The organism is Winslowiella arboricola, assembly GCF_025527015.1.
GTDB classification, from domain to species: domain Bacteria; phylum Pseudomonadota; class Gammaproteobacteria; order Enterobacterales; family Enterobacteriaceae; genus Erwinia; species Erwinia arboricola.
Map to the genome: position 1 here is coordinate 20,800 of NZ_JAODIM010000043.1, position 15,105 is coordinate 35,904.

General features: G+C 51.2%; 12 protein-coding genes. 9 read left to right on the forward strand and 3 right to left on the reverse strand.

Translation table 11 applies throughout. From position 1 onward, the window contains the following. The first annotated feature begins 485 nt into the window (after positions 1-485). The 6 genes from N5923_RS17690 (at position 486) to N5923_RS17715 (ending at position 6,020) form a co-directional block, all read left to right on the forward strand. Positions 486-821: a hypothetical protein gene (locus N5923_RS17690; RefSeq protein ID WP_267145048.1), complete on the forward strand. Its 336-nt coding sequence runs from the start codon at positions 486-488 to the stop codon at positions 819-821. Between the two features lie 112 nt (positions 822-933). Then, positions 934-1,221, forward strand: a complete 288-nt coding sequence (locus N5923_RS17695) for a hypothetical protein (RefSeq protein WP_267145047.1) — start codon at positions 934-936, stop codon at positions 1,219-1,221. Positions 1,222-2,006: 785 nt separating this feature from the next. After that, on the forward strand, positions 2,007-3,020 hold the full coding sequence (locus tag N5923_RS17700) for an acyltransferase family protein (RefSeq protein ID WP_267145046.1): 1,014 nt from the start codon (positions 2,007-2,009) through the stop codon (positions 3,018-3,020). 671 nt (positions 3,021-3,691) lie between these two features. Next, positions 3,692-4,636: a VirK/YbjX family protein gene (locus N5923_RS17705; protein ID WP_267145045.1), complete on the forward strand. Its 945-nt coding sequence runs from the start codon at positions 3,692-3,694 to the stop codon at positions 4,634-4,636. Positions 4,637-4,708: 72 nt separating this feature from the next. Then, positions 4,709-5,161: a GNAT family N-acetyltransferase gene (locus tag N5923_RS17710; protein WP_267145044.1), complete on the forward strand. Its 453-nt coding sequence runs from the start codon at positions 4,709-4,711 to the stop codon at positions 5,159-5,161. A 211-nt stretch (positions 5,162-5,372) separates the two neighbouring features. Beyond that, the gene (locus N5923_RS17715; protein ID WP_267145043.1) at positions 5,373-6,020 is read left to right on the forward strand and encodes a metallophosphoesterase; all 648 of its coding nucleotides are present in this window, start codon (positions 5,373-5,375) and stop codon (positions 6,018-6,020) included. Positions 6,021-6,054: 34 nt separating this feature from the next. Here N5923_RS17715 and rsmF read toward each other — a convergent pair whose 3' ends face one another. From rsmF to yebS, 3 genes are all read right to left on the reverse strand, one after another. Further along, positions 6,055-7,491: a 16S rRNA (cytosine(1407)-C(5))-methyltransferase RsmF gene (rsmF, locus tag N5923_RS17720; RefSeq protein WP_267145254.1), complete on the reverse strand. Its 1,437-nt coding sequence runs from the start codon at positions 7,489-7,491 to the stop codon at positions 6,055-6,057. An 83-nt stretch (positions 7,492-7,574) separates the two neighbouring features. Then, the gene (locus N5923_RS17725; RefSeq protein ID WP_267145041.1) at positions 7,575-10,202 is read right to left on the reverse strand and encodes a PqiB family protein; all 2,628 of its coding nucleotides are present in this window, start codon (positions 10,200-10,202) and stop codon (positions 7,575-7,577) included. Further along, on the reverse strand, positions 10,171-11,415 hold the full coding sequence (gene yebS / locus N5923_RS17730) for a membrane integrity lipid transport subunit YebS (RefSeq protein WP_267145040.1): 1,245 nt from the start codon (positions 11,413-11,415) through the stop codon (positions 10,171-10,173). The genes N5923_RS17725 and yebS overlap by 32 nt, the downstream gene beginning before the upstream one ends. A 232-nt stretch (positions 11,416-11,647) precedes the next feature. Between yebS and N5923_RS17735 the strand changes: the two genes are divergently transcribed. From N5923_RS17735 to prc, 3 genes are all read left to right on the forward strand, one after another. After that, on the forward strand, positions 11,648-12,148 hold the full coding sequence (locus N5923_RS17735) for a GAF domain-containing protein (RefSeq protein WP_267145039.1): 501 nt from the start codon (positions 11,648-11,650) through the stop codon (positions 12,146-12,148). A gap of 96 nt (positions 12,149-12,244) precedes the next feature. After that, positions 12,245-12,937, forward strand: a complete 693-nt coding sequence (proQ, locus tag N5923_RS17740; RefSeq protein ID WP_267145038.1) for an RNA chaperone ProQ — start codon at positions 12,245-12,247, stop codon at positions 12,935-12,937. A 19-nt stretch (positions 12,938-12,956) separates the two neighbouring features. After that, positions 12,957-15,002, forward strand: coding sequence for a carboxy terminal-processing peptidase (prc, locus tag N5923_RS17745; RefSeq protein WP_267145037.1), 2,046 nt, complete (start codon positions 12,957-12,959; stop codon positions 15,000-15,002). The last annotated feature ends 103 nt before the right edge of the window (positions 15,003-15,105 follow it).

Genomic DNA, 15,105 nt, shown 5'->3' on the forward strand with positions numbered 1-15,105 from the left:
GAATACCGAAATTATGTGGCCTGTCGTGATTATCGGCAGCTTGGCGGCAAACCGCGGGCAACCAAGGTTATCAGATTTGGTTCCGATCAGCTGAATACGTCAGATCTGTTTGCTCGCGAAGTTACGAAACGGAAGCCTTCAGAGCGATAAAGAGTAAATGGCGGAGAATCTGCTCGTAGCTGGAGGAGTGTATAACCAGAACGCGGAAATATTTGCAGAGACCGCGCTAAAGCTGGGCGCGAAGCGGGATAATGCTTTAACCAGGTGTTAAATGAGCAGATGACTGGTGCTGCTATTATAGTATCTTCTGTGCTTATGGGTATGCTTAAAGCAGCAACAGAAATATTCTGAAAGAAACACAAGGTCTGCAAACAACACTTTGGTAATACTCCTGATAATAAAATTTTGGAAAGTGGCGCTCTGGCTGGTCGCGGTCAGAGTGAATACACTCAGGTAACATACTTCAGGATCAAAGGAGAGTAATAATGAAAAAAATTATTGTACCTGTCAGCACGGATGCTATGTCTCGTCTTGATTTAGAACGCACTATTGAGGGGGATTTGATTGAGGCTATTTTAGATAGCGAATCCTTTGACGAAATGTGTCATCGTGGAATATTTGAACGTCTGAATGGTGCACTTGATATTAATATTGATGATTACGAAGATGAGAGGATCACTGAAGCCGCTAATTTGAGAGTAGCCAGAGAAATTATTAGCCTTGAGGCGGAGGGGCTGGGTGAGGATAATAATATAGTCCAGTTGTTAACTATGGTAGATAAAGCGATAGAGTATGATACTGGCGTATTTTTCTTCTTTTGAGTGATGATCTAACATCACGAAAAATGAAGCGAGTACTGAGGTCTGTCCGGCACACAGAAGCGGCATCGTGTCATCCTGTTAAAAAGAATAATCCTGGCTGATAAGAGATCAAATGCACAAAACCCTTCCTGCACTGGTATCGCTACTGCTAACCCTAAATTGCGCTGCGGCGCCAGCGAAGGCATTACAACCTGAGGTCAAAGCCTTCCAGGAGAATGCTGAGAATTGTCAGCATTTCAGCGGTGAATGGGATAGCTCAATTTCACACCATCGCCAAAAAGAAATTGAAGCTGCAGTCGACAGGTACTGTGGGTTAGCACTCCAGCAACAAAAGATGTTAAAGGAGAAGTACCCTGGTAATCAGCAGTTAGAAAAGATACTTGCTGAGTATGATCTTTGAGTCATCTGCCGTAGAAGTAATCCCTTAAAAAAAGCACCGCTCTGACGCTTAAAAAAGGCAAGCAGGTGGTGATTGTTTGTGAGCGTATGTCACGAGAGATTGGTTCTCCATCCGGCAGAAGCTGCGTATTTAACTAAAAGTCTACTATCGCAATATCGCTGTGGCAGTGTTGGGTCATCGGGACACTTTTCCCGATGAATGAAAGACCGGACCTTGTGGCCGGTCTTTTTGTCTGGGTGGTAAGCATTACATGAGGTGTATAACAGCCGATCGCTGCTGTAATCCCGCTGAAGCCGGCAGAGAGCGAAAACCGGGCGCAGTAGCGCAAATTCAGGCCCATCGCTCATACGAACGCCCAGGATTTAGTGCCAGTCACTTCCAGACTCAGCACACGTCTATGGCGATAATCTGAAAATTGCCGCCAATTTAGTTAGTTTGCGAACCATACAATCCTGTGGTGGGCGCAACTTACAGAAGATTTACACTACTTTTCTCAATTTTTCATACTGCCATACCGCTGTAGTTTCGATTGCTTTCTGAATGAATATCAATAAGATTCAGTAAAGAGACGTTGAACTCTATTTCCATTTCGGTTTTTATATTCGCTATCTTCTGTCTTAAATAATGGTCTTGCCCAGGGCTGAATGAAGTGATTCATATCACTTTTTAATCCGATTTCATTGTGCTAGCTTCAAATTATAAAATTTATAATTTATTTTTTTTCATGGATTGAAATCATTATTTTTCCTTTTAAAACAATTCCAATCAAATCTTACAGGTGATATATGAGAGATCTCTGGGTGGACTATGCAAAGGGCATTGGTATTGCTCTGGTGGTTTTTGGTCATGTTAACAGAGGACTGTACAGTTCCGGAGTTTATCTTTCTGAAGGATCTTACAAATTACTCGATAGCATTATTTATAGTTTTCATATGCCATTATTCTTTTTTCTTGCCGGATTGTTTTTCCTGCAGTCCATCGAAAGAAAAGGCAAAAAAGAATTTATTGTCAGTAAGGTAGATACCATCGTCTATCCCTATGTGGTCTGGTCACTGATTCAGGGCGGGATTGAAGTTGTGCTGTCGAACTACACCAACAGTAAAACTGGCATGGGTGAAGTGCTGGCTTTTCTGATCTATCCACGCGCCCAGTTCTGGTTCCTCTATGCGCTTTTTATGATTTTTGCGGTTGCCGCCATGCTGTGGCATCGAAAATATTTTAACCGATATCTCCCTGTTCTGCTGATATTGTCACTGGTGATTAATGTATACCAGGAGGAACTGACCAATAATTTCCATCTGGATTTCATTACTCATTATCTGTTCTTTTTTATGCTCGGCGTTCTTTTTCAGAAAGTATCAGGTAAAATTACTGCCAGCCCAAATCAGGTAATATCAGGCGTGGTTGCGGTGCTGTTTGGGTTATCTCAGTATCTTTTTCACTGGGGGATGGGATATACCTACACCAATGCCGGCGTTTTAAGTGTGCTGCTGGCGATAATATCGATAGGTTTTATTGTAGTGCTGGCATTGATGCTGTCAAAAATGGATATAAAATTATTTCGCGTCCTTGGTGAGCTGAGTATGTATATTTATTTAATGCATATTCTGGCAGGGAGTGGCATGAGGATTGTGCTGAATAAAGTGCTGCACACCAATAGCTGGAGCATTCACGTGCTATTTGGCACGCTGGCTGGAATTGTTGTACCCGTCATTGCTTTTTATCTGTTGAAGCGCTGGAAAGCCGATTTCCTGTTCAACAGACCGCGGTTTGGTGTGAAGAAAAAATCTTATATCTGAGGTGGTTTTAGCTTTAGTCTGGCTGGTACTGAACAGGCTCCCGGTGTCAGTTGCGCCGGGAGCATGCAATGTCTCTTGTGCCGCAGTCGCCCGTTATTGTGCAATACGCCTCACAGGGACCCTCAAGCAGAACAATCACACATACATTATCCATGCGACGGCCACCAGCAGCCAGAAGATGGCGCAACAGATAAACACCAGACTCCATGCGGCGCGTTTTGTAAGCATGACATTCTCCCTATTTTTTAGTCGATATTTTCATCCGCAGCATAGCGGGCCAGCGCTGAGCTAACTGCGGCCTTTCTATGGATAACGGCTGAAACCCACCGAACTTAAGTGTTTTTTGCAAAAAATCGCAAAAAAATGATAATGCGGGTCTCTCCGGCCTGGAAATAATGACTAAAAATGGACTGGAGTGGGGGTTGATCAATGTCTTAGTTAGTTACCCTGTCTGTTTATATGTTTAAATCGACTAACCCCGCTCATCCTGGTTTGTTAAATTATTCTGATAATTAGTATGGCATGCATTATCTGCTGTCGCCATTTACGCACTTAAACATTATGACAACACATCTTAAATAGACTTTAATCTCTTTTACCATTCAGGCGTGGTTTAATTTGGGTCTGCTTAAATAACAGCAAGATTAAAAGCAGGAATTACCGATTCAATTATGTCGCAATCAACTCTGGCGTACGGATTTTCCGCGCCTGCCACTGGCCTTAAGCTTTTTTCGTCCCTGATCAATGGTGAGCTGAAACCGGGCATGGCCTGGAGCAGGGGCGCTTATCGCGTTAAATATATGCTACGTGCATTGTCAGCACCGCTATTAAGTTATTCATTGCTGAATTGTCTGGCGCAGAATGCGCGGCTGGCGATGATCCTGCGGGCGCAGCCATCCTTACCGGCTAAACTTTACCGGCCATATCTTGCAGCCAACTTTGATCATCAGACGGTGTTGACGGCGCTCAGTCAGCACTATTTTCTGCTGGAAAAGCATCTGCCTGCCATGCTGTTTGAAAGTTATTTAACCGCTACGGGGGCAACGCTGGCGGTGCTGGAAGGCAAAAATGGCGAGCATTATCGGATTAAGTTGCTGACAATGGATCAACTCGATAAAGAAGGTGAGGCGACGCTGTTGTTTGAGAGCCCAAATGGTGAGCGGCTGGCAATTATTACTTTCAGCGTATTTAACTGGCAGAACCGGCGAACACTGTTTATCGGCGGCGTTCAAGGGGCGCGTCCGGAGACACCACATGAAGCAATTCAGGGTGCAAGCAAAGGCTGTCACGGCCTGTTTCCTAAACGCTTACTGATTGAAGCACTCTGTCACCTGGCATCGCATCTGGCGGTGGAACAGATACTGGCAGCCGGAAATCAGACCCATATCTATCAACACTGGCGCTATCGCCATAAGAAAAAGCGCCAGCTGTTTGCGGATTATGATGAGTTCTGGCTGTCGCTCCATGGCCGGCTGACGGATGATAACCATTTCCTGTTACCTGCAAGCATCGGGCGTAAATCACTGGACGATATTGCCAGTAAAAAGCGTGCCGAATATCGTCGCCGCTATGCGTTAATGGATAATCTGGCGGAACAGCTGGAAACGCATTTCTGATTATTCGCTGTCCATCATCAGAATTGAGGATTAATATACTGATTATTCAATAAGTAATCAGGAGATGTTGTTATGTTAAGGGAGATGCAGCCAGCGGAATTTGCCGTCTGGCAACAACTGTTTATCGAGGAGTATGCCGGGGATCTGCGCGCTAACTCTGGCTACAGCGATCTGTTTGCCCGCCAGCGCGCGCAGCAGACCCTCGATAATTATCTGGAGCAGGGACTGGAAACCGCGCGGCAGGTGTTGCTGTGTATTGAAGCGCAGCAGCAGGTCGTCGGTTATTTGTGGTATCAGCGTGATGAGCAGAGTGCATACATTCAGGATTTTCTGGTGCTGCCAGCCTTTCGCGGTGCAGGCTATGGCCGGCAGGCGTTGCGCGATCTTGAGGTGTCGTTGCAGCAGCAGGGAGTGGTGGAAATCCGGTTACGTGTGGCGGCAAATAACCCCCGTGCGAAGGCGCTATATGAAGCCTGTCAGTTCCAGATTACCGGCTATAATATGAGCCGAATGCTGACTAAATAATTAACCAACAATAATGAAATGTACCAGGCGGGCTAAAACTTCGAGGAGTAGCAGGCTGCCAGTAAATAATAATACCAATGTCAGAATAAATTGCATACGCGCATCCATTATTACTGAAACCTTCTGCTGTATACCTGCGATTGCTATACTTTAAGTGCATTCACTTAAACGGAGCATCAATATCGCAGATATTGCTGTATGGGTTGTTGTCATGATGTATCAGTATCTTAATGGTGAAAACTGGCGACATATTTATATTGTTGGCGATCTGCACGGCTGCCGGGGGCTGTTAGATCAACAGTTAATCGCAAATCACTTCGACACGGAGCAGGATTTACTGGTTTCTGTCGGCGATATGATTGATCGCGGGCCGGACAGTCTGGCTTGCCTGGCATTGTTAAATGAGCCATGGTTCCGTTGCGTGCTGGGAAATCATGAGGCGATGGCGCTGGCGGCGATAACCACTGGCGAACGCGACCTGTGGGAAATGAATGGTGGCAACTGGTTCTACCGGCTGAGTGGTGCCGCACTGGTGACGGCGCGGCATGCATTGAACCAGTGTCGCGATTTACCGCTGATCCTGCATCTGACGCTGGAAGATCGCATAGCGGTGGTGGCCCATGCCGACTATCCCGCAGAGCATTACGCCTGGGAGCAGCAGGTTGATGCGGATAAAGTGGTCTGGAGTCGTGACCGCATCAATCAGTTGCAGCGCGGCAGAGGGGCGGTTATCAGCGGCGCCGATGATTTCTACTTTGGTCATACGCCGCTAAAAAATCCGTTACATGCGTGGAACCAGCACTTTATTGATACCGGCGCGGTATTCGGTAACCGGTTAACCCTGGTACAGTTGCAGTAATTGTCAGACGGGAGCCGTTACCGGCTCCCGCTGCTCATGCCTTAAAGAGTTTCCCATCGCGCACCAGATCGCGCGGGTAATTGTTCTTCAGCCGGTTACTGACTTTCTTCGCCAGTCCAATGGGTTGTTGCTTCCAGGTGACAATCACTTCATCACGCGGTAATTCAGCTTCCGGATAGATGTCGCGACCGCGATACCACTCTTCGGCTTCATCCTCTGTCAGCCCGACACTGTTAGCCGCCGTCGGACGCGCCAGCGCAACGGTGGCTTCATGCTGCCAGCGATAGCCTTTCGGGAAGGTTTCCGCCAGCTTCAGACCAATACGCGAAAAACGCACGCGGCCAAGTAACGGTTCAATTTCGGTCGGGAACAGCCACAACTCTTTATCGCGCTGCCACAACGCCAGCGAGCTGTCCCACTGCAGCCCGGATTTATTGGCTGCCGCCATCACTTCTTCAGTTAGCTTGCGGCTGAGCGGCGAGAAGGGCAGTTTACCGACTTTATAGCCAGGCTTGGCCATCGCCGGTACTGAGTCGGTTTTGCGCAGGCGCGCCACAAAGAACCCTTCACTGTCGAACAGTTGCGGAAAGACGTGCAGATATCCTTCCGCGGTCAGCGCCTGATCGGCGCCCGCAAACAGGCCGTTTAGCGGCAGCACTTCAACGGCATCGGGATAGCGATCCCGCAACCAGGCTACCACCTGCTGATTCTCTGTCTGGTTTAGCGTGCAGGTGGAGTAAATTAGCGTGCCGCCCGGCTTCAGCGCATGGAAGGCGCTGTCAATCAGGTCGCACTGGGTAGCGGCAATCTGTTGTGTACTCTCTGGCGACCAGTTACGCAGCGCATCGGCATCTTTACGGATAACGCCTTCGCCGGAACAGGGTGCATCAAGCAGGATGGCATCGAAGCACTCCGGCAGCGCCGGACCAAATACCCGGCCGTCAAAATGGGTCATGGCGGTATTACTGACGCCGCAGCGGCTGAGATTGGCATGCAGCACTTTGACGCGGCTGGCGGAATATTCATTGGCCAGAATCGCGCCCTGATTATTCATGCGCGCAGCCATCTGGGTAGTCTTGGAGCCGGGGGCTGCGGCGACATCCATCACTCGCTGTGGTTGCGGCACTGAATCGAACAGCGCACTCACCGGCAGCATCGAACTGGCTTCCTGAATATAAAACAGGCCGCTGAGATGTTCGGCGGTGCTGCCGAGCGGCAGGGTATCGGCGTCATCACGCGTGATCCAGAATCCCTCTTCACACCAGAGAATCGGCGTCAGCGCCCAGTTATAGGGCGCCACTTGCAGGAGAAAATCCGCCACGCTGATCTTTAGCGTATTTACCCGCAGGCTGCGACGCAGCGGCTGCTGGCTGATAGCGATAAAGGCATCAAAGTCAGCGCTGTCAGGCAGCATGTCGCGCATGACAGAGAGAAAGGATTCAGGAAAATAGACGCGGGAAGAGTGAGCCACTGAAGGGTTCCGTTACAAAAAGTGAAGCCGGGAGTTTATCACACGAAAAAGCTGCGGGCGACGCGCGCCGCCCGCAATCAGGGTCAGCGTGGGATCGCCGTTCCCCATGTACGCCACTCTTTTGGTTCTTCATCAAGCAGCAGGAAATGCTTGTTGGAGGTCGCCTGTGGCGCCAGCGGCACCGTCGGCGGCGTGGCAAACTGAATGCCACCGCGAATAAACTGCTGGAAAGTACCGGTTTTCACCACGCCACCAATCAGACCGAACTCCAGGTTGTAGCCGGAAGCCAGCCAGAATACCGAGTTATTCCGCACCAGATGCTGGTATTTCTTGCTGATACGCAGTGTGACCTGCACGCGATCCGCCATGCTGCCTAACGAGGTGCCGGTTACTGTGCCGACCTCAATACCACGGAACAGCACCGGTGTGCCGACGGTCAGTGAACCACCCTCAGGGGTATCAACCACCACACTGAGGCCATCAAGATAGCGCGAGTCGGTAATGGTCGATTCCTGTAACTCAAAGCGGCGCGCGGCGCGGCCTTTACCCGGGTCGACGTTGATATAGGGCTGCAACAGCGTTTCCAGATGGTTGACGCCAGTGGCGGAAATTTCCGGTGATACCACCGAGAAACGGCTGTCTGCGCGGGCAAAATCGTTAACATATTCCGGATAGAGTACCGCTTTAGCGATGACCTGGTTTTTATCCGGGCTCAGCGCCAGTGATTCAACCTGGCCGACATTAATGCCGAGATAACGGATTGGCATACCGGCTGACAGCTTGCTGGCGTCAAAGGTATGCAGCGCAATCTGGCTGCCAACCGCGCGTGCGGCGGTTTCCGAGGCGTACAACACCCGTTTCTGATCACGGCTAATACCGGCGCCACTGAGGTTATCAAAGCTGATCGCCCCTTTTAAGGCTCGATTAAGCGGCGAAGCCTGTACCGTCAGTCCGCTGCCATTCAACTGTACCCGCGCACCGCCTTCCGCCCAGAACACGCTATTGTCGCTGAGCAATTTGCGGTATTCCGGTTTGATATGCACCGCCACATCAAATTCATTGGCTTTAGGTATCACATCAACAATCTCACCTACCTGGAATTTGCGATACAGCACCACTGAACCCGCCTGAATATCCGGAAGGCTGTTGGCGGTCAGCATTACGGTAGTCGGTGGACGATCGCTGGTAATGCCTTCCTCGGCTTTTTCGCTATCGGCATACAGCGGATAGTGAGTTTTCACGCTGCCCTTACTTCCCGGGTCCAGTCGGATGCCGCCATCCACCCATTCGCGGGCGCTGGCGCCCAGGACCTGCATGCCGTCGATACCGAGTTTGACATTCAGGCGACTGTTGATAATAAATTTGCTGTCGCCATGCACCAGCTGACGATATTCCGGGGCGATAGCCACTTCAAAGTTAACCCCTTTAGCATCCAGCTTGCGGCCGATGACCTGACCAATTTTCATACCGTGCAACACAATCGGCTGGCCGCCATCAATACCGTAGCTTTCCGGCGCGTTCAGTTTCAGCGTCAGCACATCCGGCTGTTGTAACAGTGACTGATTGCTTTCCAGTACCTGGAAGTGGTCCTGCGGCTCGCCTTCACCCGGAATCAGTTCCAGCGTATTGCCGGTCAGCAGGCTGCTGAGACTGGTATCGGTCAGGCTGACCTTCGGACTGCGCATTTCAATGCGCGTGCCCTGACGCATCAGACCGACCACTGAAGGATCGACCGTCAGCTCACCGCTGACTTTGCCGCCCTGTTGCAGGGTCATGGCGGTCAGGGTGCCGACTTCCAGCCCCTGATACATCAGCGGCGTGGAGCCTTGCTTCAGGTTTTTGCCATTGGGTAAATCCAGGCCAATCACCACGCCGCGCTGGCTGTGCGCCAGATCGGGATAGAGCCTGTAGTTCTCTTCTGAAGATGCCTGCCCGGAGGCGCCCGGTGAGTCAAAGGCGATCGCGCCATTCACCAACGCCGCCAGGCTTTCCAGCTGCACTTTGGCGCCGCTGAGGCCGACATCGGCTTTCATTCCGGAGACGTTCCAGAAACGGCTCTGTTTTTTCACCAGATTGGTAAAGCGGCGTTCAATCAGCACATCGACTGTTACGCCCTGGTTATTCGGGTTAATGCTGTAGTCATAAACGCGGCCGACCGGAATTTTGCGGTAATAGACCAGCGAACCTGTATTCAGTGCGCCAAGATCCGGGGTTTGCAGATGAATCAGCATCTCGCCGGTATTAACACGGTATTTCGGCTGGGTATCCAGCGCGGCGAAGTTCTCGCGCGGTTCACCTTTGCCCGGCATCATGCCGATATAGTTACCGCCAACCAGCGCATCAAGGCCGGATACCCCGGCCAGTGACGCTTTCGGCGTGACCAGCCAGAATTGCGTATCCTGTCGCAACGCATCTTTCATATCGCTTTTGATACTGGCTTTGATCTTGATGGTGCGCAGATCGTCCGTCATGCTGATGCCCTGCACCAGTCCCACCTCGACTCCCTGATAGCGAATCGGCGTTCTGCCGGGCACAATGCCGTCCGCTGATACGAAATCGATAGTGATGGTGGTGCCACGCTCCTGATAGTTAGTCCAGAGCAGCCAGCAGGCAATAAGCAGCGCGATTAAAGGCAGAAGCCAGAAGGGCGATATGCGGCGCTTAGTCCTGACCTGGGCTTTAGTCGGTATAATCGGCGTTTCCTGTTGCATGTGCATCCCAAAGTAAACGGCTATCCAGCCACTCGACGGCAAGAATAGTGAGAACAACCGCCGAGCCAAAATAGAAGGCTGCCGGTCCCATAGTAAAAGCTAACAGTTGATCGCGATTAACCAGTGACATGGTCAACGCAATCACGAACAGATCGAGCATCGACCAGCGCCCGACCCAGGTAACGACACGTAATAAGCGTATGCGGGTCTTCAGACCCTGCTGGCACTTGAAATGGATGCTGAGCAGTAACGTCAGCAGCACAATTACTTTGGTAAAAGGCACCAGAATACTGGCGATAAATACTACCGCTGCTACCGGGATATTGCCGGAAGCCAGAGAAAGAATACCGGAAAAGATAGTGTCTTCCTGGCGCGAGCCATTGAGATAAATGATCGATATCGGCAGCAGATTGGCGGGCAGCAGCAACACGATCGACGCAATCAGCGCCGCCCAGGATTTTTGCAGGCTATGGCGGCGGCGCAGACGCAGCGGCGTATGGCAACGCGGGCAGCGGCCGCGCTCATCGGCGGAGCCAGTATGATGGCAGTTGAGGCAGACCTGCAAACTGTGATCGGCGACCAGCGCCTGCGGCTGCGGATAGAAGCGCTGCCACAGCTGTTCGACATTCAGATGAATCAGCGTCACCAGGCTCAACAGGGTTAACGCCAGATAGGCCACCAGCCCCGCGCCAGGTTGCAGATCGGCATAATCCTGCACCTTAATGCAGGCGACGGCGATACCCACCAGGTAGATATCCAGCATCACCCACTCTTTCAGGCGATCCAGCATCAGCAGCACCGGGCGCAGGTTCATGCCGAGGCGCTGACCAAAAAACAGATAGATAATCGAGGCGACCAGGGTCACTGGCGCGCCTATCGTGCAGAACGCCACCATCGACGCGCTAATCACATTACCCTGTTCCGCCATTTGCAGAATGCCACCGGCAAGACTGGCGCTGATATTGGTGCCCAGCAGACGGATATCCACCAGCGACTGACCAAAGGCAAAGGGCATCAACAGGATCATGGTGATGGCCATCGCCGTTAAGCGCGTCATTGACCAGTCACGACCGTTAAGAATTTTTGCATTACAGCGCGGACAGTGCGCCGACTGAGAGGATTTCACATCTGGTAAGGAAAAAAGGGTATCGCATTGCGGACAACGCTGATAACGTTCTTGGGGCAGAGCATGGCTGATAGCGAGTATTTTCATATTATGATGATGCGTTGCCCATGTAATGCAAATAATAAGCAGAAAATGTTATCAGTCACCGCAGTGTTAAATGGCTTGGCAATAATAAATTGTTCTGCAAACAGGTCCACAAGATCCTAAGGTTATCTGAACTGACAGCATGATTCATCTTGTCGGCCTGGGCAAATAATGCTTATTTTACGAGTGATACGCAAAAATGGTGCCGCTCAATAGTTTTTACAATGGTTAATAAATGAACAAACAAGAATTTTATGCGGACCTGAACCGTGATTTGCGCGCATTAATTGCTGGTGAGAGCAGTTTTCTTGCTGTAATGGGCAATTGTAGCGCGCTTTTGTATGAACGTCTTGATGGCGTTAACTGGGCAGGGTTTTATTTGCTCACGGAAGAGAACACGCTGGTACTGGGTCCGTTTCAGGGCAAAATCGCCTGTGTGCGCATTCCTGTCGGGAAGGGCGTATGCGGCACGGCAGTCGCGGATAATCAGGTGCAGCGTGTTGACGATGTGCATGCGTTTCCGGGTCATATCGCCTGTGACGCCACCAGTAATGCTGAAATTGTGCTGCCGCTGGTGGTAAATGGCGAAGTTATCGGCGTACTTGATATCGACAGCACGGTTTATAACCGTTTCGATAGCATCGACGAAATTGGCCTGAAAACCCTTACTGACGGGCTGTGCGAGGTCCTTGCGGACACTGATGTGAAAAAATTTATTCACATGAAACGCACCTAAAGCGCTGGATCACGTAGCAATTGCCGACTGGCTCATTATAATGTCGCCTGTTCATGCCTGCGCTGGTTGGCAAACCCGTTGTAATCAGGAAATTTCATGGAAAATCAACCTAAGTTGAATAGTAGTAAAGAAGTCATCGCCTTTTTGGCAGAGCGGTTCCCACAATGCTTTAGCGCCGAAGGCGAAGCACGCCCGCTCAAAATCGGTATCTTTCAGGATTTAGTCGATCGCGTGCAAGGCGAAATGGGTCTGAGCAAAACTCAGCTTCGTTCAGCATTGCGCCTGTACACCTCCAGCTGGCGTTACCTTTACGGTATTAAAGCTGGTGCAGCACGTGTCGATTTGGATGGCAATGCCTGTGGTGTTCTTGATGAACAGCACGTAGAGCATGCGCGTAAGCAGCTTGAAGAAGCTAAAGCGCGTGTTCAGGCACAGCGCGAGGCGCAGCAGGCGAAGAGACGTGAAGCCGGTGAAGAGACCGCACCACGTCGTCCGCGTAAACCTGCGCCACGTAAACCCGTAGCAGAAGGGGAGCAGCCGCGTAAGGCGCGCCCGAAGGCGCCACGCCCTGCTCAGGAGCGTGCAGCATCTGCACCAGCAGCTGAAAGCCAACCGCGCACTCAACCCGTTACCGATACCTCAGCACTGCAAGTCGGCCAGAACATTAAAGTCAAAGCAGGTCAAAGTGCTATGGACGCCACTATTTTGGAAATTTCCAAAGATGGCGTTCGTGTGCAACTGGTTTCCGGCCTGGCAATGATCGTACGCGCAGAACATTTGCAGTTCTGAAACGGAGGCCAACCAGGGCATGAACAACATTTTTAGAACGACTATTATTGCGGGCCTGCTTTTTGCAGGCCATGCATTCGCCGCCGAGAATATTACGCGCGCCGAGCAGATCCCACAGCTCCATCAGGAACCGCAACACGCCACCGTCAGTGAGCGTGTGACTTCGCGGTTCACCCGTTCTCATTATCGTCAGTTCGATCTGGATAAAGACTTTTCCGGCAAAATTTTTGACCGCTATCTGAATATGCTGGACTACAGCCATAACGTGCTGCTGGCCTCAGATGTGACGCAATACGCCGATAAAAAAACCATCCTGGGTGAAGAATTTAAGTCCGGCCAGTTGCCGGTGTTTTACGATTTATACAACCTGGCGCAGAAACGTCGGTTTGAGCGCTATCAGTACGCCCTCACGGTACTGAATAAGCCAATGAACTTTAGCGGTAACGACACTATCGATCTCGATCGTGGCAAAGCGCCATGGCCGAAGAGCGTTGCCGAGCTGAACGCGTTATGGGATGCCAAAGTCAAATATGACGAGCTGAGCCTGAAGCTCACTGGCAAAGATGAGAAAGAGATTCGCGAGATCCTCACCAAACGCTATCAGTTTGCGATTCGCCGTCTGGCGCAAAGCAACAGTGAAGATGTTTTCCAGCTGGCGATGAACGCTTTCGCCCATGAGATTGATCCACACACTAACTATCTCTCTCCGCGCAATACCGAACAGTTTAATACCGAGATGAGCCTGTCTCTGGAAGGTATCGGCGCAGTGTTGCAGATGGATGAAGATTACACCGTCATCAACTCGATGGTGGCGGGTGGCCCGGCAGCGAAAAGCAAATCGATTACCGTCGGTGACCGCATTGTTGGTGTTGGCCAGCCGAATAAGCCGATGGTGGATGTGATTGGCTGGCGTCTGGACGACGTGGTCGCGCAGATTAAAGGTCCGAAAGGCAGCAAAGTGCGCCTGGAGATCCTGCCGGCAGGTAAGGGCACCAAAACCCGCATTGTCACCCTGACGCGTGAAAAAATCCGTCTGGAAGATCGCGCGGTGAAAATGTCGGTCAAAGAGGTTGGCAAAGAGAAAGTGGGGGTACTGGATATTCCTGGTTTCTATGTTGGCCTGACCGATGATGTTAAAGCGCAGCTGCAAAAACTGCAGAAGCAGAACGTTAACAGCATTGTTATTGACCTGCGTACTAACGGTGGCGGCGCGCTGACCGAAGCGGTATCGCTTTCCGGTCTGTTTATTCCGAGCGGTCCGGTGGTGCAGGTGCGTGATAACAACGGCAAAGTGCGCGAAGACAGCGACAACGACGGCATTGTTTACTACAAAGGCCCGTTAGTGGTGCTGGTCGACCGCTTCAGTGCTTCAGCTTCCGAGATCTTCGCGGCGGCGATGCAGGATTATGGTCGTGCGCTGGTGGTTGGTGAACCAACCTTCGGCAAAGGCACCGTTCAGCAGTATCGCTCGCTGAACCGCATCTACGATCAGATGTTGCGTCCGGAATGGCCAGCGCTGGGCTCCGTCCAGTACACCATTCAGAAGTTCTACCGTATCAACGGCGGCAGTACTCAGCGTAAAGGCGTAACGCCGGATCTGCTGATGCCAACCGGTGTGGAAGCAGTGGAAACCGGTGAGAAGTTCGAAGATAACGCCCTGCCGTGGGATAGCATCAATGCGGCCACATATGTGAAAACCGGCGATCTCAAACCGCTGGGACCGCAGCTGCTGAAAGCCCATCAGACACGTATCGACAGCGATCCTGAATTCCAGTACATCATTAAAGACATCGCCCGTTTTAACGCGATGAAAGAGAAGCGCAACAGCATGTCGCTCAATCTGGCTCAGCGCGAGAAAGAGAACCATGAGGAAGATGCGCTTCGTCTGGAGCGGGTCAATGCGCGTCTGAAACTGGAAGGCAAAAAGCCGCTGGCGAAGATCGAAGATCTGCCGAAGGACTATAAAGAGCCGGACCCTTATCTCGATGAGACGGTGAAGGTGGCCAACGATTTGGCGAAGCTCGAAAGCGGGCAGCCGGCAGCCAGAAGCGCCGCCAGCAAGTAAGCAATAAGGCACTGCCCAGGCAGTGCCTTTTTCTTGGAGCGCAGTATCCGGCCGTCGCGCTGATTCCGCTTTGCTCGCCCCGCATCCACCTGCCGCGCGCCAA

Excerpts from the sequence above, each read along its gene's own strand:
- N5923_RS17735 (WP_267145039.1), top strand. The coding sequence starts at position 11,648 with ATGAACAAACAAGAATTTTATGCGGACCTGAACCGTGATTTGCGCGCA.
- proQ (WP_267145038.1), top strand. The coding sequence starts at position 12,245 with ATGGAAAATCAACCTAAGTTGAATAGTAGTAAAGAAGTCATCGCCTTT.
- N5923_RS17690 (WP_267145048.1), top strand. The coding sequence starts at position 486 with ATGAAAAAAATTATTGTACCTGTCAGCACGGATGCTATGTCTCGTCTT.
- N5923_RS17725 (WP_267145041.1), bottom strand. The coding sequence starts at position 10,202 with ATGCAACAGGAAACGCCGATTATACCGACTAAAGCCCAGGTCAGGACT.
- prc (WP_267145037.1), top strand. The coding sequence starts at position 12,957 with ATGAACAACATTTTTAGAACGACTATTATTGCGGGCCTGCTTTTTGCA.
- N5923_RS17705 (WP_267145045.1), top strand. The coding sequence starts at position 3,692 with ATGTCGCAATCAACTCTGGCGTACGGATTTTCCGCGCCTGCCACTGGC.
- N5923_RS17710 (WP_267145044.1), top strand. The coding sequence starts at position 4,709 with ATGTTAAGGGAGATGCAGCCAGCGGAATTTGCCGTCTGGCAACAACTG.
- N5923_RS17715 (WP_267145043.1), top strand. The coding sequence starts at position 5,373 with ATGATGTATCAGTATCTTAATGGTGAAAACTGGCGACATATTTATATT.
- N5923_RS17695 (WP_267145047.1), top strand. The coding sequence starts at position 934 with ATGCACAAAACCCTTCCTGCACTGGTATCGCTACTGCTAACCCTAAAT.
- yebS (WP_267145040.1), bottom strand. The coding sequence starts at position 11,415 with ATGAAAATACTCGCTATCAGCCATGCTCTGCCCCAAGAACGTTATCAG.
- N5923_RS17700 (WP_267145046.1), top strand. The coding sequence starts at position 2,007 with ATGAGAGATCTCTGGGTGGACTATGCAAAGGGCATTGGTATTGCTCTG.